At 64.3% G+C, this 2,065-nt stretch carries 3 protein-coding genes; all 3 read left to right on the forward strand.

Annotated elements, in window-relative coordinates:
• The coding region (gene hypB / locus Q0G75_RS09290; protein WP_294417983.1) for a hydrogenase nickel incorporation protein HypB at positions 1–469 on the forward strand (469 nt) is incomplete at its 5' end.
• 188 nt (positions 470–657) lie between these two features.
• The gene (locus tag Q0G75_RS09295; RefSeq protein WP_294417984.1) at positions 658–1,155 is read left to right on the forward strand and encodes a helix-turn-helix domain-containing protein; all 498 of its coding nucleotides are present in this window, start codon (positions 658–660) and stop codon (positions 1,153–1,155) included.
• A gap of 20 nt (positions 1,156–1,175) precedes the next feature.
• Positions 1,176–2,027 (forward strand): IS3 family transposase, encoded by an 852-nt coding sequence (locus Q0G75_RS09300; RefSeq protein WP_294417985.1) that lies wholly within the window; start codon positions 1,176–1,178, stop codon positions 2,025–2,027.
• Positions 2,028–2,065: the final 38 nt, after the last annotated feature.

Here is a 2,065-nt window from a genome sequence, read left to right on the forward strand (position 1 = left end):
CGTCGATGCAAAGACGATCGCTCAGACCGGCGCCCGCGCTATCCAGCTTCACACCGGCGGCATGTGCCATCTGGACGCCTATATGACCGAGCAGGGTCTGGACGCGCTGCTTGGCGAGGATGCCGAGCATGTTGACCTGGCGATTCTCGAAAACGTGGGTAACCTGGTGTGCCCCGCGGAGTTCGACACGGGAGCTTGCTCCAACGCGATGATCCTTTCGGTTCCTGAGGGCGACGACAAGCCGCTCAAGTACCCGCTCATGTTCTCCATCTGTGACGTCGTGCTTATCAACAAGATCGATGCGCTGCCGATATTCGACACCTTTAGCATGGAGCGCGCGCGAGAGAACATCCTCATGCGCAACCCCAACGCCACCATCATCCCTATCTGCGCCAAGACAGGCGAGGGAATCGACCAGTGGGCCCAATGGCTTCGCGACCGCGTAGCTGCGTGGAAGGCCGGCGCCTAGGTGGTGGAAATCCACGCGCTGGTTCGCCTCTGACGCATGAAGCCGCAGCCGAAACCGCTGGAGCAATCTAAAAAAGACGGTTATAGGTAGGTTGAGGCGTTCTTTCAAAGTAGAGATGCAAAAAGCCCAGGAAAGCGAATTCGTGAACTGCCTCCCATTTCTTGGACATGAGAAATGGGAGGCTTTTTATGCGTGTCGACTTGAGGGTGAAGCACGACATCGAGGCCAGGAAGGCGGCAATCGGGCTCTTCGAGCGAGGCCACGGCTTCGAGTCGGCGGCGAAGGCGCTGTCGGTCCCGCGCGACACCGTGAGACAATGGCTCTACGTATACCGGTCGTTCGGAAGCGAGGTGCTGCTATCCATGGACGGCAAGCAGGCCAGGTACACATACGAGCAGAAGGTCGCCGCCGCCTCGGCCGTGGTCGACGGCGGCATGAGCAAGCGGGGCGCCATGGAGGCGTTCGGGGTCATGTCCTTGGCGCCGCTCAAGAGATGGTGCAGGCTCTACCGCGAGGGCGGGGCCGAGGCGCTCAGGCCCAAGCCGAAGGGCAGGCCGAAGGGGTCCGGCTCCAAGCCGCGCGGGCGCACCCGCGAGCAGGAGCTCGAGGAGCGCTGCCGAAGGCTCGAGACCGAGGTGGCCTACCTAAAAAAATTGCGCGCCCTGGTCGAGAGGGACGGGCTCTGACCAGGGCGAAGGTCGAGGCCGTGAGCGCCCTGCGCGCGGAGGGGTGCGAGCTGGGGCACCTGCTGGAGTGCTCCGGGCTGGCAAGGTCGACCTACTACTACGCGCTGTCGCACCCGGTCGGGCCGACCAGGCCCGAGCTGCGCGAGGCGGTCGCGGAGATCTTCTCGCGCACGGCCAACGGATGCGGCCACCGCCAGGTCGCCATGTGCCTGCGCGGCGAGCTCGGCGTGACCATCGCCGACAAGACCGTGCTCAAGATGATGCGCGAGATGGGGATCCGCTGCGGCATCCGCCGCGAGACCGACTACCACCGCTACAACTCCTACAGGGGCGTCGTCGGCGAGACGTTCGAGAACGTCATCGGGCGCGACTTCTCCGCCGCCGGCCCGTGGCAGAAGATGGGCACCGACGTCACCGAGTTCAAGCAGCCCTGGGGCAGGGCCTACTTCGCGCCGGTGTACGACTTCGGCAGCAAGGAGATAGTCGCGTGGTCGACGTCGACCAGCCCGGACCTGGCGCAGCAGCTCGCCCTGCTCGACCAGTTGCTGGCGAAGATGCCCGAGGGCGCGACGCCGGTGCTCCACAGCGACATGGGCTGGCAGTACCAGCACGCCGCATGGTGCGGGAGGCCGAGGGACGCCGGGATCGTCCAGAGCATGTCCAGGAAGGGCAACTGCATCGACAACGGCGCCACCGAGCAGGTCTTCGGCCACATGAAGGACGAGTTCTTCCGGGGACGGGAGTGGCCCGACTTCGAGTCCTTCAAGGCGGACCTGGACGCGTACATCGCCCACTGGAACACGAGGAGGCGCCAGGTTAAACTGAAGGGGCTGACCCCGGAGGAGTTCCGGAGCCGGCCCCTTGCGGCGTAGTTCTTATTTAAGCCGTCCAAGTTTTGGGACGCAGTTCA

The sequence above is a fragment of the uncultured Senegalimassilia sp. genome (assembly GCF_934636665.1).
Classification (GTDB): Bacteria; Actinomycetota; Coriobacteriia; order Coriobacteriales; family Eggerthellaceae; genus Senegalimassilia.